The 21,901-nt window shown below is 73.8% G+C and carries 14 protein-coding genes; 8 read left to right on the top strand and 6 right to left on the bottom strand.

Annotated elements, in window-relative coordinates; genetic code table 11:
* Nucleotides 1–31: 31 nt before the first annotated feature.
* The 5 genes from KF823_05445 to KF823_05465 all read left to right on the top strand — a co-directional run bounded on the left by KF823_05445 (nt 32) and on the right by KF823_05465 (nt 8,973).
* Nucleotides 32–2,434 (top strand): ABC transporter permease, encoded by a 2,403-nt coding sequence (locus KF823_05445; protein MBX3725343.1) that lies wholly within the window; start codon nt 32–34, stop codon nt 2,432–2,434.
* Nucleotides 2,435–2,496: 62 nt separating this feature from the next.
* Nucleotides 2,497–3,165, top strand: coding sequence for an ABC transporter ATP-binding protein (locus tag KF823_05450; protein ID MBX3725344.1), 669 nt, complete (start codon nt 2,497–2,499; stop codon nt 3,163–3,165).
* A 134-nt stretch (nt 3,166–3,299) separates the two neighbouring features.
* Nucleotides 3,300–4,673 (top strand): sigma-54-dependent Fis family transcriptional regulator, encoded by a 1,374-nt coding sequence (locus KF823_05455; GenBank protein MBX3725345.1) that lies wholly within the window; start codon nt 3,300–3,302, stop codon nt 4,671–4,673.
* An 88-nt stretch (nt 4,674–4,761) separates the two neighbouring features.
* Entirely contained in the window at nt 4,762–6,066 is a 1,305-nt protein-coding gene (locus tag KF823_05460) for a histidine kinase (GenBank protein ID MBX3725346.1), read from the top strand.
* Between the two features lie 279 nt (nt 6,067–6,345).
* Nucleotides 6,346–8,973, top strand: coding sequence for a protein kinase (locus KF823_05465; protein ID MBX3725347.1), 2,628 nt, complete (start codon nt 6,346–6,348; stop codon nt 8,971–8,973).
* A 224-nt stretch (nt 8,974–9,197) separates the two neighbouring features.
* On the opposite strand, the gene KF823_05470 is transcribed toward KF823_05465, so the two are convergent.
* Nucleotides 9,198–9,986, bottom strand: a complete 789-nt coding sequence (locus tag KF823_05470; GenBank protein ID MBX3725348.1) for a hypothetical protein — start codon at nt 9,984–9,986, stop codon at nt 9,198–9,200.
* 688 nt (nt 9,987–10,674) lie between these two features.
* Nucleotides 10,675–12,456 (bottom strand): hypothetical protein, encoded by a 1,782-nt coding sequence (locus tag KF823_05475; protein MBX3725349.1) that lies wholly within the window; start codon nt 12,454–12,456, stop codon nt 10,675–10,677.
* 241 nt (nt 12,457–12,697) lie between these two features.
* On the opposite strand from KF823_05475, the gene KF823_05480 reads away from it, so the two are divergent.
* Nucleotides 12,698–13,279 (top strand): NnrU family protein, encoded by a 582-nt coding sequence (locus KF823_05480; GenBank protein ID MBX3725350.1) that lies wholly within the window; start codon nt 12,698–12,700, stop codon nt 13,277–13,279.
* A gap of 62 nt (nt 13,280–13,341) precedes the next feature.
* On the opposite strand, the gene KF823_05485 is transcribed toward KF823_05480, so the two are convergent.
* Nucleotides 13,342–14,154, bottom strand: coding sequence for a hypothetical protein (locus KF823_05485; GenBank protein MBX3725351.1), 813 nt, complete (start codon nt 14,152–14,154; stop codon nt 13,342–13,344).
* Between the two features lie 250 nt (nt 14,155–14,404).
* Between KF823_05485 and KF823_05490 the strand changes: the two genes are divergently transcribed.
* Together KF823_05490 and KF823_05495 are read left to right on the top strand one after the other, a co-directional pair.
* Entirely contained in the window at nt 14,405–15,025 is a 621-nt protein-coding gene (locus KF823_05490; protein MBX3725352.1) for a sigma-70 family RNA polymerase sigma factor, read from the top strand.
* A gap of 209 nt (nt 15,026–15,234) precedes the next feature.
* A complete protein-coding gene (locus KF823_05495) occupies nt 15,235–18,294 on the top strand; it encodes a diguanylate cyclase (GenBank protein ID MBX3725353.1) in 3,060 nt (1,019 codons plus the stop codon).
* A 207-nt stretch (nt 18,295–18,501) separates the two neighbouring features.
* Here KF823_05495 and KF823_05500 read toward each other — a convergent pair whose 3' ends face one another.
* From KF823_05500 to cadA, 3 genes are read right to left on the bottom strand one after another with little or no spacing between them, the layout of a single operon-like run.
* Nucleotides 18,502–19,242 (bottom strand): sulfite exporter TauE/SafE family protein, encoded by a 741-nt coding sequence (locus KF823_05500; protein MBX3725354.1) that lies wholly within the window; start codon nt 19,240–19,242, stop codon nt 18,502–18,504.
* Nucleotides 19,242–19,451 carry a cbb3-type cytochrome oxidase assembly protein CcoS gene (gene ccoS, locus KF823_05505; protein ID MBX3725355.1) on the bottom strand — a complete coding sequence of 70 codons (210 nt, stop codon included), beginning with the start codon at nt 19,449–19,451 and terminating at the stop codon, nt 19,242–19,244. Before ccoS ends, KF823_05500 begins: the two co-directional genes overlap by 1 nt.
* Nucleotides 19,448–21,895: a cadmium-translocating P-type ATPase gene (gene cadA, locus KF823_05510; GenBank protein MBX3725356.1), complete on the bottom strand. Its 2,448-nt coding sequence runs from the start codon at nt 21,893–21,895 to the stop codon at nt 19,448–19,450. Before cadA ends, ccoS begins: the two co-directional genes overlap by 4 nt.
* Between the last annotated feature and the right edge of the window lie 6 nt (nt 21,896–21,901).

Raw genomic sequence — 21,901 nt, forward strand, 5'->3', positions numbered from 1 at the left:
GCTTCGTTGCCTCGCAACCGAGAGTCGTCCGATGAACCTGAGTGCATTCCTGCGCCGCACCGTCCGCCGCCCGGGTTTCGGCCTCACCGTCGCCGCCCTGCTGGCGGCGGTGGTGGCGGTCAACGCGATCGCCTTCAGCGCGCTGTGGGCGCTGGAACGCAAGGCGCTTCCGTGGGCCGACAGCGACGAGCTGGTGCAGCTGCGCACCAACCTGGTCAACTTCGGCTTCATGGTCGGCCTGTCCGAGTCGCTCGCGCAGACGCTTCGCGGTCAGGACGACACCTTCGCCGGACTGGTGTACTGGGCCGGCAACATCCCGGGCCGCCGCGACGATGAGGGTCGGACCTGGCGCGAGCGGCGGATCAGCCACGACTTCGCCCGGGTGCTGGGCGTGGCGCCGGCACTTGGCCGCAGCCTGTCGGCGTCCGACCTGGAAGGCGACGGCCGCGTGCTGGTGCTTGCCGACGGCACCTGGCGCGACCGTTTCGGCGCCGATCCCGCCGTGATCGGGCAGACCGTCCGCCTGGGTGGCGAGGCGTTCACCATCGTCGGTGTGATGCCGCCCGGCTTCGTGTTCCCGGACCGCCGCACCGAGGCCTGGATGCCCTACATCGCCAGCAGCGCCGAGCGCGAGCAGGATGCCCAGGGCAATGTCGGCGGCATCGACGTGGTCGCGCGCCTGGCGCCGGGCGCCAGGCCCGGGCAGGCGCGCGCGCGGGTCGACGCGCTGCTCGGGACGGTCGACCACCTGGCCGGCCTGCGCGCGTCAGCGGGTCTGCGCGCCGACGTCCGTGCCTGGCGCGAGAACTTCGCCGCCGAGCATCGGCAGGGCCTGGTCCTGCTGCAGCTGGCGGCGATCGGCCTGCTGCTGGTGATCGGCTTCAACCTGGCCAACCTGTGCCTGGACCGGCTGCTGGCGCGGCAGCGCGAGTTCGCGATCTGCCATGCCCTGGGTGCGCGCGGCCGCGACCGCATGGCCGCCATGCTCGGCGACCTGCTGCCGGCGGCCGTGCTCGGTACGCTGGCCGGCCTGGCCCTGGTGCCGGCCGGCCTGGCCCTGCTCGACAGCCGCGGCCTGCTGCCCACGCAACTGCCGGTGCGTGCCGCGCTGGATCTTCCCACCCTGCTCGCCGGTCTGGCCTGCGCGGCGGTGGTGATCGCGCTGGCATTGCTGGTGGCGCTGGCGGCCGGTCGCCGACCGGCCAGCGCCGCCGGCCTGGGCGAACGCAACCGCATCGGCGGCCTCGGCCGCGCCCGCAGCGTGCTGCTGCTGGGCCAGATCGCGTTGACCACCGCCCTGCTCGGCGGCGGCCTGCTGCTGCTGCGCAGCGCCATCAACCTGGCCGCCGAGGAACGCGGCTTCGACGAGCGCGGCGTGCTGGTCGCCGCGCTCGACCTGGCCGGCGTCACCCAGGGCGGCGAGTTCGATGCCGGGCGCGACAGCGCGCGGCTGGGTGCGCAGCTCGACACCCTGCGCGAGGCGCTAGGCGGCCTGCCCGGCGTCGCCGCCGTCGCCGCGGCCAACATGGCGCCGTTCAGCGGCTGGGAAGCGGTGTCGAGCCTGGGCCTGCCGGGCAGCGAGGACGAACTTCAGGCGCGCCTGCGCCTGGTCGGGCCCGGCTACTTCCAGGCCCTGGGCATCCCGCTGGTCGCCGGCCGTGGCTTCGCCGACGGCGACGCCGCGGCGCAGCCGGTGATCGTCGACGAGGTGTTCGTGCGCCGCTGGCTGGCCGGACGCGATCCGCTCGGCGCTCAAGTGCGGCTGAGCGAGGGTGCCGGCGAGCCGCCGCGGATCTCGCAGATCGTCGGCGTCGCCGCCACGGTCAAGCACGAGGCGCTGGACGAGGCCGATCCGCTGCCGACCCTGTACCGCTTCGGCCCCACACCGCTGCCGGTGGCGATGCTGGTGCTGCGCACCGACGGCGATCCGGCCAGCCTGGTCGCGCCGGTGCGCGAACGCATCGCCGCGCTGGCGCCCGACGCCCGGCTGGTCGTCAACCGGCCGCTGGCCGAGCTGGTGGCGCAGTCGCTGGCCGGCCGCCGCGCCCTGGTCGAACTGGTCGCGGTGTTCGCCACCATCACCCTGGGCCTGGCCGCGGTCGGTCTCTACGCCGTGCTCGGCTTCGCCGTGCGCCGGCGCACCGGCGAGCTCGGCGTGCGCATGGCCCTGGGCGCGCGCCCGGCGCGGATCCGGCGCATGGTGCTGGCGCAGGGCGCCGCGCTGGCGCTGGGCGGCGCCGCGCTCGGCCTGCTGGTCGGCCTGCCCCTGGCGCGCCTGCTCGCCGACCGGCTGCACCAGGTCGGCAGCGGCGATCCGCTGAGCTGGGCCCTGGCCGTGCTCGCGGTCGCCGGCGCCGCGCTGGTCGCCTGCGCAATGCCTGCCTGGCGCGCCGCGCGGGTTCCGCCGCGTGTGGCGCTGGATTCCGCGCACTGAGGTCCCTCCCGCAGGCCACGACGATGAACGAACCGCATGCACGCCCCTCCGGAGATCGCGCCATGATCGAACTCAAGAACGTCGAGCGCAGCTACCCGCTTGCCGGCGGCCGCAGCTGGGTGCTGCGCAACATCAATCTGTCGGTCCAGCCGGGCGAGTTCGTCTCGATCATGGGTCCCAGCGGCAGCGGCAAGAGCAGCCTGCTCAACGTGCTCGGCCTGATGGACGGCGACTTCGGCGGCGAGTACCGCCTGGCCGGCGTCGAGGTGCACACGCTGGGCGGCAAGCAGCGCCAGGCCCTGCAGCGCGACGCCATCGGCTTCATCTTCCAGCAATACCACCTGATCGACGACCTGACCGTCGCCGAGAACCTGGACTTGCCGCTTTCCTACCGCGACATCAAGGCCGCCGAGCGCAAGGCCCTGGTCGCCGACATGCTCGACCGCTTCGCCATCGTCGGCAAGAAGGACCTGTACCCGCGCCAGCTCTCCGGCGGCCAGCAGCAGCTGGTGGCGGTGGCGCGCGCGGTGATCACCCGGCCCAAGGTGCTGCTGGCCGACGAGCCGACCGGCGCCCTGCACGCCAGCCAGGGCGCGATGATCATGGACCTGCTCGGCGAGCTGCACCGTGACGGCGCGACCATCGTCCAGGTCACCCACAACCCCGACAACGCCGCCCGCGGCCAGCGCACCGTGCATCTGCGCGACGGCTGGCTGTCGGCGGCGGATTGAGCGGCCGTGGCCGGGTCGCCGGGCCGCCGGCGCGGCGCGCCATGCCGCCGGGCCGGTCGGCCGCGTATGCTTGCCGCATCGGGCCTCGACCCGCACGCCACGGAAGCCGCCTTGCCGCAGAGCCGTCCACACCGATGATCCTGATCGCCGACGACCAGCGCGACGTGCTCGAGGCCCTGCGCCTGCTGCTCAAGGGCGAGGGCCTGGCGAGCCGCTGCGTCGGCAGCCCGGACGAGGCGCTGGACGTGGTCCGCAGCGGCGCCCCGTCGCTGGTGCTGATGGACCTCAACTACACGCGCGACACCACCTCCGGCCAGGAAGGGCTGGACCTGCTGGCGGGCATCCGCGCGATCGATACCGAGGTGCCGGTGGTGGCGATGACCGCCTGGGGCAGCATCGAACTGGCGGTCAAGGCGATGCAGGCCGGCGCCGGCGACTTCATAGAGAAGCCCTGGGACAACCGGCGCCTGCTCAGCGTGCTGCGCAACCAGCTGGCGCTGGCCGAGAGCCGGCGTCAGGCCGCGCGCCTGCACCGCGAGAACGAGATCCTCAAGGGCGAGGACGACGCCGATTTCATCGCCGGCTCGCCGCCGATGCGGGCGCTGTGCGAACAGATCCGCAAGGTCGCGCCGACCGCCGCCAACATCCTGGTGCTGGGCGAGAACGGCACCGGCAAGGGTGTGGTGGCGCGCCTGATCCACGCCAATTCGCCGCGTGCCGACCGGCCACTGGTCAAGGTCAACATGGGCGGCATCGCCGAGAGCGTGTTCGAGTCGGAGATGTTCGGCCACGTCCGCGGCGCCTACACCGATGCCAAGGGCGACCGCATCGGCCGCTTCGAGCTGGCCGACGGCGGCACCCTGTTCCTGGACGAGATCGGCAACATCCCGCCCTCGCAGCAGCCCAAGCTGCTGCGCGTGCTGGAGGACGGCGAGCTGGAGCGCCTGGGTTCCTCGAAGACGATCCGCGTCGACGTGCGCCTGGTCAGCGCCACCAACGCCGACATCGAGGCCGAGGTCGCCGCCGGCCGGTTCCGGCGCGATCTGCTGTACCGGCTCAACACCGTGGTGCTGACCGTGCCGCCCCTGCGCGCGCGCGGCGAGGACATCGTGCCGATGGCGCGCGCATTCCTGGCGCGCAGCGCGGGCCGCTACCAGCGCGGTGCCATGGGCCTGTCGCCGGCGGCGGAACGTGCCCTGGCCGCCTGGTCCTGGCCCGGCAACGTGCGCGAGCTGGCCCACCTGATGGAGCGCGCCGCGCTGATGGCCGCCGGCAGCCAGGTGCAGGCCGGCGAACTGGGCCTGGGCAGCGCGCCGTCGCCGACGCCCACCGGTGCGATGCCGGCCGGCCTGACCCTGGACGCCGCCGAGGAACTGCTGGTGCGCAAGGCGCTGGAGGACAGCGGCGGCAACATCCAGCGCGCCGCCGATGCGCTGGGCGTCAGTCGTCCGGCGCTGTACCGGCGCATCGAGAAGTACGGTCTGGCGGCGGCCGACGGCGAGTCATGAGCGCCGCGCCGGGCGTGACGCGACCGCGCCGACTGCGGCCATGAGCAAGGGTCCGGGCGCAAGGTCCGGGCAGGAGGCCCCGGCGGGGATGAACTTCGAGCGCCGGGTGCTGCTGATGGGCCTGCTGGTCGCCGCGCCGGGCCTGCTCGCCAGCGGCCTGCTGCTGTGGCTGTCGGAGGTCGCGGCATCCAGCGCCGCCCTGGCGCTGGCGGCGCTTGGCCTGGCCAGCCTGGCGCTGGCGGCCTGGCTGCGGCACCGCGTGGTGTTCCCGCTGTACACGCTCAGCAACCTGCTGGAAGCGCTGCGCGAGGGCGACTTCAGTCTGCGCGGCACGCGCGCGCGTCGCGGCGACGCGATCGGCGAGGTGGTCTGGGAGGTCAACGCGCTCAGCGAGACGTTGCGCCAGCAGCGCCTGCGCGTCGAGGAGACCCTGGCGCTGCTGACCAAGGTGATGGCCACCGTCGACATCGCGATCTTCGCGTTCGACGCCCAGCAGCGGCTGCGCCTGATCAACCCGGCCGGCGAACGCCTGCTGCGCCTGTCCGCCGAGCAGGCGGCAGGGCAGGACGCGGCGCACCTGGGGCTGGCGGATTGCCTGGCGGTGGAGACGGCGGCCACCGTGCAGCGCGCCTTCCCGGGGGGCGCCGGCAGCTTCGACGTGCGCCACGCGGTGTTCCGCGAGGGCGGGCTGCGCAACGACCTGCTGGCGATCACCGACCTGTCGCGCGCCCTGCGCGAGCAGGAGCGGCTGGCCTGGCAACGGCTGATCCGGGTGCTCGGCCACGAGCTCAACAACTCGCTGGCGCCGATCAAGTCGATGGCCGACACCCTGGCCGACCTGATCGGCCGGCAGCCGCCGCCGCCGGACTGGCGCGAGGACGCCCGCGGCGGTCTTGCCGTGATCGCCGAACGCGCCGACGCGCTGGCCCGGTTCATGGCCGGCTACACGACGCTGGCCAGGTTGCCGCCGCCGCGCAAGCGCGAGGTCGAGCTGGCGCCCCTGCTGGCGCGCATCTGCGCGCTGGAGACGCGGGTGCCGGTGCGCCTGGGCGAGGTGGCTGCGGTCCGCCTGGCGCTGGACCCCGACCAGATCGAGCAGGCGCTGATCAACCTGCTGCGCAACGCCGCCGAGGCCAGCGCCGGCAGCGGGGGCGCGGTCGAGGTGCGCGCCAGGAAGAACACCGGTGGCGTGGTGGTGGAGATCGAGGACGAGGGGCCGGGCCTGGCCGGCAGCGAGAACCTGTTCGTGCCCTTCTTCACCACCAAGCCCGGCGGCTCGGGCATCGGCCTGGTGCTGGCCCGGCAGATCGCCGAGGGTCACGGCGGCAGCCTGGTGCTGGGCAATCGCGGCGACCGCAGCGGCTGCCTGGCGCGGCTGAACCTGCCGACCTAGCCTGGACATCCACGGCCGGGCACGGCGGATGGCCCAGGTCCGGCGGGGGGCTTGCCGGGTGCCCGGGGGCATGGCAGCTTCGTCCCTGCCTTCCATGCGAACGGCGCTGGCCCCGGCGGTGCCGGGCACCGACGCCGGACCGTGGCCGGGATCGGTCGCCCGGCGCGACCCGCCGTGGCCCCCACGGTGCGCCGGATGCGTGGCAGGGGTGTCGGCGGGCGGCACGGCCACGCGTTCGCCGCCGGCACCGCGGCACGGGATCATTCGGGGAGGCGGTCCATGCAGTCCGGACAGGAGACGCACTGGCAGGCGGTCTGGGCCGAGTTCGACCGGCTGGTGGCGCTGGATGCCGGCGCGCAGGCGACCGGACTGCAGCACCTGGAGACCACGCAGCCGACGCTGGCGGCACGGGTGCGGCAGCTGCTGGCCGCCGATGCCGCGGGCAGCGGCCCCCTGGACCGCTCGGTCGCCGAGTCCATGCGCGACCCCGACGAACCCGACTGGGAGACATCGGCCGGCACCCTGGTCGGCCCCTACCGTTTGCTGGAACCGATCGGCGAGGGCGGCATGGGCGAGGTCTGGCGCGCCGAGCGCGCCGACGGCGCCTACCGCAGCCAGGTCGCGGTCAAGCTGCTCAAGCGCGGCATGGACACCCGCGCGGTGCTTCGACGCTTCCTCCAGGAGCGCAACATCCTGGCGCGGCTAGACCACCCGGCGATCGTCCGGCTGCTGGACGGCGGCATGACCGTCGATGGCCGGCCCTGGTACGCGATGGACCTGGTCGAAGGCTCGCCGGTCACCGTCCACGCGGCGCGCTGCGCGCTCGACGTGCGCGCGCGGGTCGCCCTGCTCTGCGACATCGCCGATGCCGTGGGCCACGCCCATGGCCACCTGGTGGTGCACCGGGACCTCAAGCCCGGCAACATCCTGGTCGACGCCGCCGGCAAGCCCCGCCTGCTCGACTTCGGCATCGCCAAGCTGCTGGAAGACACCAGCGACAGCACCCGTACCGGCACCGGCGTGCGCGTGCTGTCGCCCGCCTATGCCGCCCCCGAGCAGCGGCGCGGCGAACCGGTCGGCACCGCCACCGACGTGCACGGCCTGGGCATGGTGGCCTTCGAACTGCTTGCCGGTGCGCTGCCGCCGCTGTCCGGAGGCGACGACGGGATGCCGATGCGCGCCAGCCAGCAGGTCGCGCAGGCCGCGCCGGCGACTCTGGCTGCGCACTACGGCCGGCCCGTCGAGCCCCGCGTGCTGGCCCGGACGCTGGCCGGCGATCTCGACCAGATCCTGGCGATGGCCTTGCGACCCGAGCCGTCCCGTCGCTACGCAAGCGTCGACGCCTTCGCCGGCGACCTGCGCGCCTGGCTGGCCGGGCGACCGGTCGCGGCGCGTGGCGACAGCACCGGCTATCGCATGCGCCGCTTCGTGCGCCGCAACCGGGTCGGCGTCGCCGCCGCCACGGCCGCCGCCCTGGCCCTGGTGGTCGGCCTGCTGGCCGCGCTGTGGCAGGCCCGTCTGGCGCACCGGCACGCGCTCGAGGCGCAGGCGCAGGCGCTGCGCGCCGAACAGCAGGCCGACCAGGCACGGGCCCAGGCGCGACAGGCCCAGGTGACCCGGGATTTCGTGGTGAGCGTGTTTTCCAGCCTCGACCCCGCCCAGTCGCGCGAGGGCACCAACCTGCGGCTGGCCGACTTCCTGGCCGCCACGCTGGACCGGCTGCCGCGCGACCTGGTCGAGGACACGCAGTCCCGCCAGGAGCTTCATCTGGCGCTGGTCGGCGCGCTGTTCGAAGTCGGCGAAGTGGCGCAGGCCGACATCCGCCTGGCTGCGCTGGTTGCCGAGCTCGACGCCGATGAGGGCGCTGCGCCGCCGGCCCTGCATGGCGTGGCACTGCATCGCTGGGCGATGACCGGGCACCGCCTCGGCGACACGGCCGCGGCGACCGCCCGGCTCAATCGCGCCCGCACCCGGCTGCGCGACGCGGACGACACGCCTGCCGTGCTGACGGCGCGCATCGCCACCGACACCCTGCTCGGCCAGTTGCTGACCGACAGCGGCCGCTATCCCGAAGCGCTCGCGTTGTACGAGAACATCCGCGACCAGCGCGTCGCCCTGAACGGCCTGGCCGATTCCCGTTCCGCGGTGGATCATCTGAACCTGTGCGTGGCCCGCATGTACGTGGCCCACTACAGCGCCGCACTGGCCGAATGCGATCGTGCCGAGGCGCTGCTGCGCGCCGACCCGCAGGCGCCCAGGGCGCGGCTCGCCTGGATCGAATCGGCGCGCATCCTGATCGAGTCCCGGCTCGGCCTGCACGAACGGGCGCTGGCCACGGCCGAGCGCGCCGCGACCCTCATCGACACGCACCTGGGCGCTGCCCACCCGATGGCGCGCACCGTGCGCTGGAACCACGCCGCGGCGCTGCTGGCCGCCGGGCACCCGGCCCGGGCGCTGGCGGACATCCGCACCCTGGCCGCCGATTCGTCGCCCAGCAACAACGACCTGACCCGCCAGGTGCGCCTGGCCATGGCCGAGGCAGCGACCGGCGGAACGGCGGCCGCGGCAGCCATCCTGGAGCCGTTGCTGGCCGACGAGACCGTGCCGGCGACCGTGCATGTCCTGAACGCCCGCCGCCTTCTGGCCGAGGTCCGCGCCGCCCAGGGCCGGACCGACGAAGCCCTGGTCGAGGTCGACCGGGCGCTGGCCGGCTTCCAGCGCGCCGGCCTGTCGCCGCACGACGACCACGCCCTGGCCCTTGCCCTGAAGGCGCGCCTGCTCGTCCGGCAGGGCGCCAGCGACGAAGCGGCGCCCCTGGCGCAGCGCGCAAGTGACATGCAGCGCGCCGTGTTCGGCGCCGGGCACCCCGGCGTATCCGCCGCCGAGGCGCTGCCCGGCAGCAGGTAAGGGTCTGTGTCCCGACTAACAGGTGGTCGCCGGAAAGCCCCTCGGTCCCTACCGAGGCTGGATGTCCTGGCGCTGCTGGTGTGAACGACCGGAGATAGGACACCGGGCGCGATCGCGTCGGGCCGGGCGGCCTCGACCGCAGCCCTGTCGCAGCTACCGCTCTCCCTGACTTCGCCAGAGATTCGGATCGCCCGATGCCCGCGGACTTGCGGCGATTCCCGGCGTCAGAGCGGCAACCTGCGCAGCGGGGTCTCGACCTGGGGGGCGGAGGGGTCGACCGGTCTGAGGATGAACCAGGCCTCGTCGTGGCGAAGGCTCAGGAACGTGCCCTGGCCGATCAGGGTCCGGATCACCTGGTCGCCCTCCCGGTGCGAGCGGTACACCGGGCCGGACAGGCGGCCGTTGCGGTGGCTGGTGGACTGCATCACCAGCCAGGTCGGCTCGCCGTCGGCGTCGTAGCCGACCCAGGTGAACATCAGGCGGTCGGGGACGACGTGCTCGACCAGCCAGCCCTCGCCGCGGTCCTGCTCGCCATGCATCCACCAGCCGGAGTAGTCGTGCAGGGGTTCGAACTCGTCCGGCAACACGCCCGGGGGCGGAGGTTCGACGGTAAAGGCCAGCTCGGGGGCGAGCAGGGGACGGTCCGGCCGTCCGGCGTCGACCAGGCGGACGCGGTACTCGCCCTGGGGCAGTTTGCCCAACGCCAGCGTCCGGGGGTTCCGGAAGCCCGGCCTGGGGATGAAACAGCCGGCGGTCGGGCGCACCTCGACCTCCAGGGTTCCCTGGATATGGCGGACGCCCGCGAAAATCTGGCAGTCCGGCATCATCACGTGCAGCCAGGTCGCCTGCAGGGTCCGTGGTTGTTCGGGCAGCGTCTGCATCGGCCAGTCCGGGACCTGGGCGCTGGCCTGCCCGATGCAGGCCAGCATCAGCAGTGCCGTGAGCAGGCGGGTGCGGGATGTGGCGGCCAGGCCACGGCGGGGCGCATCGCCAGCGGGGACAGGTCGGTTCATCGGAAACCTCCGTTGGCACGCATCGACATGCCAGGCTGCCGGTGGCCGCGTGCAAACCGGCGACCGGCGACATGCCCGAGCGTCCACCTTGCCACGATTGGCGCCGACCGGACAGTCCGGATCGACCGGCGGGGGTTGGGGCTGTGGAATCAGGGAGCGGGAACCGGGGCGGGGAACGGTGTATGGGGTCCGGGGCTCGGGATTCGGGAAGCGGAGCGCGATCCGATCCACTCTCACTCCGGGAGAGCTGATTGGCGTCGTGTCTCAGCTCCAGGTTCGGGGACCAAGGGTCATGACCCAGTGTTCGGTCAGCACAGCGCGCTGTGCTACCCTCTCTCCCTCTGGGAGAGGGGCCGGGGAAGAGGGCCGGCACTTGCCATGATCTGCATGGTGGCCGGCCCAGTGGTGGTGCGCGCTGGCCCGGGCAACCCTCTCCCCCGCCCCTCCCCCGCAGGCGGGGGAGGGGAGAAGTGCGGTGCCGTCGCATCGGCGATACGCCGCCTGGCAGTGGGCTGAGACACGACGCCAACCAGGTCTGGGAGAGCGGCCCCGGGAGAGACCTCTGCAGTTTGCTGCGCTGCCCGCTTGTTCCCCGGAACCGGGGCGGCCTGTCGACCGTCAGGGCGCTTTGCAGCCCCAAAAACGCGTCGCCAAGCCACGGATTCCAAGAAGGTTCCCGGGTAGGCCCCTACGGGACCGCCAGCACCTGCACGCGCCGCGAACTCGAGATGCCGCCGACCGCCATGGAGCCGGGCAGCACCAGCAGGCGATCGCCCAGCGCCACCGCTGGCGCGCCGTGCACAGCAAAGGGCAGCGGCGGCAGGGGCCGCCAGGCGCCGGTGGCCAGGTCGAGATACTCGGCCTGGCCGATCATCGCCGGGGGGAAAAGGGATTCGCCGCCGGCAACCACGATGTGGCCGGCCAGCACGGCCGCCGCATGGCCGCTGCGCGCGGTGGCCATGGCAGGTCCGGGACGGCTGGTGCCGGTGCCGGGGTCGATGATGGTGACCACGTTGTGGGTGATGCCGGAGACCGGCTCGCGGCCGCCGACCAGCCACAGCTCGCCGGCGATCGCGACAGCGCCAAGGTGGTCGCGGGATGCGCCGGGATCGATGGCCAGGCTGGTCCAGGTGGCGGTGGCCGGGTCGTAGCGGTCCAGCCAGTTTTCCGCCGGGCCGATGCCGCCGACCAGCAGGATGCGGTTGCCGATCGATACGGCGGCACCGGTGGCGCGCGCACGGGGCATCGGGGGCAGCGTCGACCAGCGGTCGGTGGCGGGGTCGTAGCGCCAGGCGTCGCTCGTCACCTGCAGCATCTGCGGACCGCTGGAGAAGCCGCCGAACAGCCAGATCGCGCCCTCGTGCGCGGTCATCTGCGCATGGTCGCGGGGTGCCGGCAGATCGGCCAGGCGGGTCCAGGTGTCGGTGCCGGGGTGGTAGCGCCAGAATTCACGGTGCGTCGTGGTCAGGGTCGACAGGCCGCCGGCCGCGTAGACCTGGCCGTCGAGGACGGTTGCCGGCCATTCGGAGCGGTCCGGTCCCGGGTTCGCGGCCAGGCTCCAGGTGGCGCGATCGAGGTCCAGGCGCGGCGGCAGTTCGCACTGCGTGCCGGCCAGGCGGGTCAGTGGCGCCAGGCTCAGGCTGCCGGCCGGGAAGCCGTCCAGCACCGGGGTGTGCGAGGAGCGGCCGCCGCTGCAATCGAAGTCGAAGCGCAGCTCGCCCCAGGCGATGCGTTCGACCGCGTCCGGATCGAAGGCGGCACCGAACCGGCCGCCGCGGGTGGTGTGCACCTGGGGGAACACCAGGACCCCGTCGGCGTCGCGTTCGCCGACATCGAGCATCCAGTGCTGCGCACCGGCCGGGTCGAAGCTGTACCAGACCATCAGGGCGCGGCCGTCCGGCAGCCACTGCATCGACCAGCCTTCGCCCGAACGTGCCGGGTCGAACCAGGATCCGCTCTGGCCGGCACGGCCATCGGGCGCTGGCGGCGTGTCGCCGGGGCAGGGCAGGCCCATGGCGCTGGTGATGCGTTGCCAGGGCAGCGTCATCTGCTGGCCGAAGGCATCGAAGCTCAGGCTGCCGGTCGCGCAGTCGGTGAAGCTCAGCCGGGCACGGCCGACCGGCTGGCGCACGATGCTGTCCGGGTCGAAGTCGGGTCCGAACCGGCCGCCGGTGGTCAGGACCACCGGGTCGAAGTCGATCCCGGTGGCATCGATCTGTCCGGCCGAGGTCAGCCAGCGCTGCGCGCCGGCCTCGTCGTAGGTGAACCAGTAGAGCAGGGCCTGCTCGGGCGACAGCATCTCCAGCATCCAGCCCTCGCCGGAACGATCCGGCGAGAACCAGTGACCGCTGTGGTGCGGCTGGGGGGACACCGCTGCGGCCAGGGGGGTGGCCAGGGCCAGGCAAAGAAGCGGGGCCAGCAGGCGCAGACGACGCATGGAGAGCGAGACGGAAGGCGGACGATGGGTCATGTTGGCTTCCTACGAGGTTCGTCGTACGAAGAATGCACAAGATCCGGGCGGCCTGTCAATCCCGGACTTGCCAGTGGCGCGATCGGGCAGCCATGCTGGCCCTGCGACCGGCGACCGGCGACCGGCGACCGGCGACCGGGCGGCCAGTCCGCGCCCTGCGCCGCGGCGTCCGGCTCCTGGCCGGGCGCGGGTCGGCCGGAGCGATCCGGGCTGTAGTGAGGCGATCGCAGCGGAGAATGCCATGACCGTGATGCTGCTGGGCCTGGTTTCGTTCCTGGGCGTGCACAGCGTGCATGCGCTGGCGCCATCGTGGCGCGCAAGGCGCATCGTGGCGTGGGGCGAGGGTCGCTGGAAGCTGCTGTACAGCCTGGTCTCGCTGGTCGGTTTCGTGCTGCTGGTCTGGGGCTATGGCCAGGCCCGCGCCGACGCCGCGCAGCTGCTCTGGCTGCCGCCGGTCTGGGCCCGCCACCTGGCCGCGGCGCTGACCCTGCCGGCGATCGTCCTGCTGGTGGCCGCCTATGTGCCGGGCAACCACCTGCGCGCGCGGCTGGGCCATCCGATGCTGGTCGGCACGGTGCTGTGGGCCGCGGCGCACCTGCTGGCCAGCGGCTGGCTGCATGCGGTGGTCCTGTTCGCCGCGTTCGCCGTGTGGGCGCTCCTGGCCCTGGTCGCGGCACTGCGGCGCGACCGGCGTGCCGGCGTGCGCCGAGTCGGTGGCCGCTGGCACGCCACCGCGCTCACCGTGGTGCTGGGTGGCGGCCTGTGGTGGCTGTTCGCCTTCCACCTGCACGGCCGCCTGATCGGCGTCGCGCCCCTGGGTTGAACCGGCGGCGTCGCGCGCCGGTCCAGACCGTTCCGCAGGCCGCAGGCGGCCGGTGCCCTGGGTCAGTCGCTGGTGCTGGTCGTGTTGATCGCGTCCATCCGCCAGCGCTCGTCGATCCTCAGCATGACGGCGGTGCCGCGGATGGCCCCCGTCGCATCCCGGCCGGTGAACTCGACCCAGGCGCGCTCGCCATCGACGGTGCCGCCCTGGATCGCCAGGCCGTCGACGCCGGGCGTGAAGGCCTTGGCCATCTCCAGCACCTGGGCCGCCTCGCCGGAGGCCACCGCGGCGCGCAGCTGCTCGGCCTGGTCGCGCGCCGAGTAGTTGATCATGCCCTCGATGTCGCCGCCATGGATGGCCTCCAGCATGGCCCGGAACGCGGCGCCGGGCTCGCCGCCATCGGCCGCCAGCGGCTGGCCGGCCCGCGGCACTTCCTGGGGCAGCACCGGCAGGTCGAACTGCACGGCATGACCGCCCTCATCCTGCCAGCGGCCCTTGATGCGATCGGCGCCGGCGTTCTCCAGGCTCAGCCCGTCGTTGCTGCTGCCGGAGATCGTGCTGCCGCCGGACATGGTGCTCCAGGACCACAGGAACCCCCCCTCGGGGTCGACCGTCAGCTGCAGGCTGTTGCCCGGGTGGTCCATGAAGTCCCACAGGTCGTACTTGCCGTCCGCGGCGAACGCGACACGGTCGAAGGCCTGGTCGCTGAACACGATGCGGACGTTGCGGCCATCGCGCACGGCCATGCCGTCGGCCACGGTGCGCAGTTCGCCGGCGGCCTGGAAGCGGCCGCTCGCGCTGCCGTCGTCGGCCAGGGCGGTATGGGCCAGCAGGACGCTGGCAGCGAGGGCGATGCAGGTGGCAAGGGTGTTCATGGTTCCTCCGGTAGCGATGTGGCGCCGCCCACCGGCGCCTTCCCCTGCCCCACGCAGCAAGCGGCAGGCGGGGGCCACCTGGCACTGGCGACGGCGACGACGGATCGCCCGCGTCGCGGATGCCGGCCGGGCAGGGCGGAAGGCTGCACGCCATGGCGCCCGCCGGGACCGTGGCACGGGAGCGCTGGCGCTTGCCCCCTGCGCGCGCGCGTGGCACGGTTGCCCGACGCCACGCCAGGGTGACGGATGCATGGTGCCGGAAGAGCCGATCGACGCTGCACAGGACGGGGCCCAGGCTGTCGGCGACATCACGCGGATGCTGGGCGAGGCGCGCGACGGCGACCGCGCCGCCACCTCCGCCCTGTTCAGCGCGCTCTACGGCGAGCTCAAGCGCCTGGCACGCGGACAGCTGCACGGACCCGCACCGCCGATGCAGGCCACCTCCCTGGTCCACGAGGCCTGGTGCAAGCTGGCCACCGGTGCCGCCGTCGATGCCTGCGACCGTGAGCATTTCTACGCGGTCGCCGCGCGGGTGATGCGCCAGGTGGTGATCGACCACGTGCGCGCTCGCGCAGCCTTGCGTCGCGGCGGCGACCTGGTCATCGGCAGCCTCGACACCCAGGCGCTGCGCATGGCGGCCAGCCCGGAAAGCGACCTGGAGCTGCTGGCCCTGGACGAGGCCCTGGTCCGCCTGGCCGAGGTCGACCGCGATCTCGCCCGGCTGGTCGAGATGCGCTTCTTCGCAGGGCTGGAGCTGACCGAGATCAGCGCGTTGACCGGTCGCTCGGAACGTTCGCTCAAGCGCGACTGGCGTCGTGCGCGCGCCTTCCTGCATGCCCAGGTCGAGGACGGCGGCCCGACGGCCTGTTGAAGCATGACGTGGTGAGGGTTCGGTGATTCGCCAGTCCGACACCTGTCCGGACGGGCACCCGACCGCAGGACCGCTTGCGCAGGCGCCCTGCCAAGCGGCAGCCCCTGGCCGCTCCGGGCTTGCGCCGGCCGGGCCGGGGCGATAAGAAGTCCCTTGTCCACCCGCGCCGGGCGCCCTGCCCGCGGGGTATCGCCCGGGGAAGGCCAGGGATGGGAGGCAAGCCCGAACGCAGGTCCGCATGGCGACTCCACCGTGGCCAGTTGCTGGCGGCGCTGCTGGCGGCGCTGCTGCCGGGCGTGGCGCGGGCCCAGGATGCCGGCCCGGCACCCGAGCTGCTGCGCCAGCATGCCTGGCAGACCTGGAGCAGCGAGTCGGGCCTGCCGCAGATCTCCGGCAAGGCGCTGGCCCGCGATCGCAACGGCCTGCTCTGGGTCGGTACCGAGAACGGCCTGGCGCGCTTCGACGGCAGCCAGTTCGAGACCTTCACGCCGGGCACCACGCCGGCGCTGGCGGCAAGCTGGATCACCCACCTGCGCAGCGATGAAGGTGGCGCGATCTGGATCGGCACCCTGCGCAACCTCGCCGTGCACGTCGACGGGACGTTCCTGGGCAGTCCGGACATCGGCGAGGTCGGCGACCTGGCGGTGCTCGACGACGGCAGCGTGCTGGTCGGCGGTGCCTCGCTCTGGCGTGCCCGCATCGAGACCGGCGCGCTCACCCTGGCCGCCGAGCCCGGCTGGCACGGTCCGGTCCGCCGGATGCTGGTGCGCGAGGATGGCGGCCGCTGGCTGCTGCGCGGCCAGCGCGAGCTGTGGTGGTGGCCGCCGGGCGGGGCGCCTGAACCAGCGACCCTGCCGCCGGAGATCGGCCTGGTCTCGGCCCTGCTCGACGACGGCCGGACGCAGTGGCTGGGCACCGATGCCGGTCTCTACCGGTACCAGGATGGTCGCTTCGTGATGGACCCGGTGGCACCCGGCCAGCGCAGCGTGGCGGTCCAGTCGCTCGGCATCGATGCGTCGGGAACCCTGTGGATAGGCAGTTTCGGCGAGCTCGTGCTGCGTCACGCCGATGGCCAGATCGAGGCGGTCGAACCGGGCGCGCCGGAGGCGTTTCCGTGGATCGTCAGCTTCCTGGCGACGCCGGAGGGCGTCTGGCTGGGCAGCCAGTACCACGGCATCCGTCACTACTGGCGCCCGGGCATCCGGCGCCATGGCCAGCGCGACGGCCTGCCCGACCCGACCGTCTGGTCGTTCGCCATGGACGGCGAGCGCGTGCTGGTAGGCACCGATCGCGGCGTCGCGGCATGGTCGGGGGGGCGCTTCGAGCCCCTGCTGGTGCCGGAGAACCTGCCCCATCCGGCGGTCTATGCATTGCTTGCCGACCCCGGTGGACGGCTGTGGGCTGGCACCCGTGCCGGCCTGGTGCGCCGCGATCCCGGCGCCGCCGGCCTGTTCGTCTATGCCGCGCTCGACGGGGTCCAGGTGAACGGCCTGCTCGCCCTGCCGGGCCGTGGCGTCCTGGTGGCAGCCGCCAGCGGCCTGCTGCTGGCTGACGACACCGGGGTCGTCGAGCGCTACCCGGGCTCGCCACTGGGCGGTCGGCGCGTCCGTTCGCTGGTCCCCGATGCCGACGAGGGGCTGTGGATCGCGACCGAAACCGGCCTGTTCCGGGCCGTCGGCGAGCAGGTCGAGGCGGTGCCCGAGGCCGGGCTGGACGGCGCCTTCGTGACCAGCGTGCGCCTGCTCCCGGACGGCCGGGTGGCGGTCGGTAGTTACGACCGCGGCATCGCGGTCGGTCGCGGCCAGGGCCCCTGGCTGCGCCTTGGGCACGCCAACGGGTTGCCCTCGGACACGGTGTTCAACCTGTTCGAGCACGACGGCACGCTGCTGGTTTCCTATCACGACGGCGTCTATCGCCTGCCGGCCGCGTCGTTCGCGGAGGGCAGCGCGCCGGACATGCCGCGCAGCTTCGAGATGCTGCTGCTGGACCAGGGCGAGCGACCCGGCCGCAGCCGGATCCGCTGCTGCAACGGCGCCGGCAACGACAAGGGCATCCTGCTCGCGGACCGGATCCTGCTGCCGTCGCTGGCCGGCGTCGTCGAGCTGCCGCTCGATGCCCGTCCGGCGCCGCCGCCGCGGGCCGAGGTCCTGGAGCTGGTGATCGGCGGCCAGGCACGCGCACCGGCCCCTTTGGTGATCCTGCCGGTGGGCGTGCGCGATTTCGAGGTGGGGTTCCGGGCCGTGGACTTCCGCGATGCCGCGCGGCAGCGTTTCCGCTATCGGCTGGACGGTTTCGACGCCGCCTGGCTGGAGGTGGCCGGACGCCCGCGCGCCAGCTTCACTCGCCTGCCGCCAGGACGCTACCGCTTCCAGGTGCAGGCGCGGTTGACCCAGCAGCCGTGGGGGCCAACGGCCGGCTTCGAGCTGGTGGTGCCCCGGCGCTTCGTGGAGGGTTGGCCGTTCCGCATCCAGCTGCTGCTGGCGGCGATCGGCCTGGTCGCCGTGCTGTTCCGCTGGCGCCTGCATCGCCTGAACCTGCAACGCCTCGCCCTGGAGGCCAAGGTCGACCAGCGCACGCGCGATCTCGCCCTGGCCAACGCCCGCCTGGAATCGCTCAATCGCGACCTCGCCGAGGCCAGCCTGGTCGATCCGCTGACCCAGCTCCGCAATCGCCGCTTCGTGCTGGAGCGCATGCCCGGCCTGCTGGCGCAGGTCCGCCGGCAGCGGCAGGAGAGCGGCCGCGACCTGGTGCTCGGCCTGATGCTGGTCGACGCCGACCGCTTCAAGCAGATCAACGACCGTTACGGCCACGAGACCGGCGACCGCGTGCTGTGCCGCATCGCCCAGGCCCTGCGCGAGGCCGTGCGCGCCGGCGACGAGGTGGTGCGCTGGGGTGGCGAGGAGTTCCTGGTGGTGCTGCCGGGCGTGGCGCGCGCCGATCTGGTGGCGGTGGCCGAGCGTATCCGCACCGGCATCGAGGCGGCCCCCGGCGCTGCCGGCCAGCCGACCGGCGTCACCGCATCGGTGGGCGCGGCCGGCTGGCCGCTGTCGCCCGACGGCGGCGAGCGCCACGACTGGCAGGTCGCCCTGAGCATGGCCGACTTCGCGCTGTACCGGGCCAAGGATGCTGGCCGCAACCGCAGCGCCATGCTGGACATGGCCCTGGTGGCGCCCGACGCCTGGCCGGATCGCCCCGACGCCACCTTCCTGCAGGGCATGGTCGAGGCCCGGCGGCTGCCGCTGCGGATCGAGCCGACAACAGCGCCCTGACCCTGCACCTGGGAACTCTCGCCCAGGCCGATTCGAGCGCCGTCGGTCGCGCGCAGGTCCGCATCAGGCCCGGCGAGTCCGCTGCGTGCGCAGCCGCCGCGCCGGGCGGGCCTCCGCGGCCGCCGCCCACGGGTTGCCGGTGCCGGACCACGGCATCCGGGAGGGCTGCCGCATCGCCGAGGCGGCGTCTGTGGGCGGTGAGGGCGGTCAGGCGCCCGGCAGGGTCCTGCAGCCCAGGGCGCCGAGCAGGCTGTGCAGCGCCGGCACCTGGGCAAGCCACGGTGCGGCCAGGGTCAGTGCGCCTGCCAGGACCACCATCAGGCCCAGTCCCCGGCGGCTGCCGGGACGGGACAGTCGCCGGGCCAGGCGTGCGCTGCCCCAGGTCAGCGGCAGCACGGCCGGCAGGGTGCCGACGCCGAAGGCCGCCATGGTCAGGGCGCCGTTCACGGCATCGACGGTGAACAGGGCCACCAGCAACATGCTCCATGACAGGCCGCAGGGCAGCCAGCCCCACAGCGCACCCAGCGCCAGCCGCCGGGGCAGGGTGGTCGCCGGCAGCAGTCTGCGGCCCAGGGGTTGCAGACGGCGCCAGGCGCGCTGGCCGACGCCCGCCACCGCACGCAGGCGATCGCGGCCGTCGAGCAGACGCAGGCCGACCAGGACCAGCACCGCGCCGACGCCCAGACGCAGCATCCAGGCCAGGCGCTCGACATCGATGGCGTGCACCACGCCCGCACCCAGGCCGGCGATCAGGGCGCCCGCGGCGGCGTATCCGAGCACGCGACCCAGGTTGAGGCTCACGGCCACCGCGGCGGCCTCCCGGCCGGTGCCGCCGTCGCTGGCGGCCGCCAGCGAGGTGGCCACCCCCGAACACATGAGCAGGCAGTGCACGCTGCCGAGCAGGCCGGTCAGGGCGGCCGCGGACAGCGTCAGCAGGTCGATCGGCATCAGCGCGGCCGGTCCGGGTCGCCGCCGTCCTCGTCGGCGCCTGCGGCGTCATCGGGCACCGACGATGCTGGACGGTCGTCCTCGAGGATGCGCAGGGCCGGCGTGTCGAGGTCGTCGAACTGGCCGCGGTCGACCGCCCAGAAGAAGGCCCAGACCGCGATCCCCAGCAGCACCAGGCTGACCGGGATGAGGATCAGCAGGGCGTTCACCCGGACAGGCCCGGCGCAGGCCTGGGGGTTGGCGCCGCCCCGCGTGCCGGCGCGCCTTCCGGTGCGCGGGCGCTGCCGGAGCCGGCCAGCCGCAGGGCGTTGCCGGTGACCAGCAGCGAGGACAGCGCCATGCCCAGGGCGGCCAGCCAGGGCGTGACCAGGCCGAGCGCCGCCACCGGCAGGGCCACCAGGTTGTAGGCCAGCGCCCAGGCCAGGTTCTGGCGGACCACCCGGCGCGTCGACCGCGCCACCGCCAGCGTCTGCGGCAGGCGCACCAGGTTGCCCCCCATCAGCACCACGTCCGCCGCCCGGTGCGCGCTGGGCGCGCCGCTGGCCAGGGCCACCGAGACATCGGCGCCGGCCAGCACCGGCGCGTCGTTGACGCCGTCGCCGAGCATCGCCACCACCCGGCCCTGCGCCTGCAGGTCGCGTACCCGCGCGAGCTTGTCCTGCGGCTGCTGGCGCGCGGCATGGACCGGAATCGCCAGCGACCGGGCCGCGGCGGCGACGGCGTCGGGCGCGTCGCCGCTGGCCAGTTCCAGTGCCAGGCCTTGGGCGCGCAGGCGGGCGCAGGCCTCGGCGGCGTCGTCACGCAGGCGGTCGCCGAGCCGGAAGCGGGCGACCAGCCGCCGGCCATCGCCCAGCCACACGCCGGTTTCGTCGGCGTCGGATGCCGGCATTCCTTCGGCCGCGAAGCCGGCGCGTCCGAGCCGCCAGGCCTGGCCGTCGACCTCGCCCTCGATGCCGGCGCCGGCGATCACGCGCACGGCGTTCGCGGCCGGCGCCTCGATGCCGGCGAAGGCGCTGGCGATGGGGTGGGGGCTGTGCCGCTCCAGCGCGGCGGCGATGGCCAGCGCCTGCGCGGCATCGAGATCCGCGCAGGGCTCGACGGCGGCGAGGCGGAACTGGCCGGTGCTGAGCGTGCCGGTCTTGTCCAGCAGCACGGTGTCGACCCGCGCCAGCACGTCCAGGGCGTCGGCGCGCAGGACCAGCACGCCGATGCCGGCGAGCCGCGCATGGGCGGCGGCCAGCGCCGCCGGAATGGCCAGGGACAGGGCGCAGGGGCAGGAGATGATCAGCATCGCCAGGGTGACTTCGAAGGCGCGTTCCGGCTCGATCCGCCACCACACCGCGGCGATCGCCACGGCGCAGGCGATCAGCCCCAGGACGAAGCGGCCGGCCACCGCGTCGGCGAGACGGGCGGCGCGCGGACGTTGCGCCTGGGCGCGTTCGACCAGGCGCAGCAGGTCGGACAGCACGGTGTCCTCGCCGGTGCCGGTGACCCGCATGCGCAGGCCTTGTGCGACCGCCAGGCTGCCGGCCAGCACCGTGTCGCCGGCCGCGCGCAGCACCGGTCGCGATTCGCCGGTGAGCAGGGCCTCGTCGAGTTCGGCGGCAGCGCCGAGCAGGACGCCGTCCGCCGGCACCACCTCGCCCGCGCGGACCTGCACGGTGTCGCCGGCGGCCAGGGCGTGCAGGGGCACCTGGGCCACCCCGCCGCCGGAGCCTTCCCGCCAGGCCAGCGCCGGCCGGGCGCGCGCCAGCGCGTCGACGGTCGACTGCGCACGCTGCCTGGCCATGCGCTCCAGGTAGCGCGCGACCAGCAGGAACAGCACGAACATCACCGCGGCGTCGTACCAGACGTGCGGCCCGCCGCGCACCGTCTCGACCACGCTGGCCAGCCAGGCCAGCAGCACCGAGGTGGCGATCAGGGTATCCATGCCGAACCGGCGCAGGCGCAGCTCGTTGGCCATCCCGGCCAGGAACGGCCGGCCGGCGTAGAACACCACCGGTGCGCTGACCGCCATGGTCAGCCAGCGCAGCGCATCGCGGGTCGCCTCCGGCATGGTCCGGTGGAAATCCAGGTACAGCGCCTCGGCGAACATCATCGCCTGCAGGGTGCCGATGCCGGCCACAGCCAGGCGCTTGAGCAGGTCGCGGCGTTCGGCGCGACGAGCCTGTTCGGTGGCCTCGCCGGTGGCCAGGTGGGGCCGGTAGCCCAGCGCGGCCAGGCGATCCAGCACCGTGCTGAGCGGCGTGCGCTTCGGATCCCAGTGCAGTTGCAGGCGACCGGTGACGGCGTTCGCCTCGGCCTCCAGAACGCCGGGCAGCCCGGACAGCGCGCGGCCGATCAGCCAGGCGCAGGCCGCGCAGCGGATGCCCTCGACGACGACGGTGATGCGGCGCCCCTCGCCGTCGACCAGGCTGTGGCCGGCCAGCACGTCTTCGCGGTCCCATGCGGCGTGGTCCGGCAACTCGGGATCGGCGCGTAGCCCTGCGGCGGTGCGCAGCGTGTAGTAGTCGGCCAGTCCGGCTTCGCCGATCCAGCAGGCGGCGGCGCTGCAGCCATGACAGCAGAACGCCTGTGCCGCGCCGGCCACCTGCGCCGTGACCGCTTCCGCGGCAAGCGGCTCGCCGCAATGGAAGCAGGTGCCGGCGGCCATGCCCGG

The sequence above is a fragment of the Lysobacterales bacterium genome (assembly GCA_019634735.1).
In the GTDB taxonomy this organism is placed as follows: Bacteria; Pseudomonadota; Gammaproteobacteria; order Xanthomonadales; family UBA2363; genus Pseudofulvimonas.